The organism is Xanthobacter autotrophicus (assembly GCF_030015065.1).
In the GTDB taxonomy this organism is placed as follows: domain Bacteria; phylum Pseudomonadota; class Alphaproteobacteria; order Rhizobiales; family Xanthobacteraceae; genus Xanthobacter; species Xanthobacter autotrophicus_D.
The window spans coordinates 1-431 of sequence record NZ_JAIVFN010000455.1 but is presented as its reverse complement, the minus strand read 5'-3'; the positions used below and the strand labels follow the sequence as shown (position 1 = coordinate 431).

Below are 431 nucleotides of genomic sequence, written 5' to 3'. Positions count from 1 at the left end.
CTGGAGCAGGGCAAGCCGCTGGCGGAGGGCAAGGGCGAGGTCGCCTATGCCGCGAGCTACATCGAATGGTTCGGCGAAGAGGCCACGCGGATGAACGGCGAGGTCATCCCCGCGCCCGTGCCGGGCCGGCGCATGTTCGCCCTCAAGGAACCCGTGGGCGTGGTGGCCGCCATCACGCCGTGGAACTTCCCCGCCGCGATGATCGCGCGCAAGATCGCCCCCGCGCTCGCCGCCGGCTGCACGGTGGTCTGCAAGCCCGCGGAAGACACGCCGCTCACCTCGCTCGCGCTCGTCGCCCTGGCCGAGGAAGCAGGCATTCCGCCGGGCGTGCTCAACATCGTCACCGCCTCGCGCGAGCACACGCCCGCGGTGGTGGATGCATGGCTCGACGACCCGCGCGTGCGCAAGATCACCTTCACGGGCTCCACGCC

General features: G+C 71.5%; 1 protein-coding gene. It reads left to right on the top strand.

Annotation, left to right across the window (positions count from 1 at the left end):
• Positions 1-431: aldehyde dehydrogenase family protein (locus K9U40_RS24005; protein WP_282892553.1), on the top strand; the 431-nt coding region annotated here is incomplete at both ends.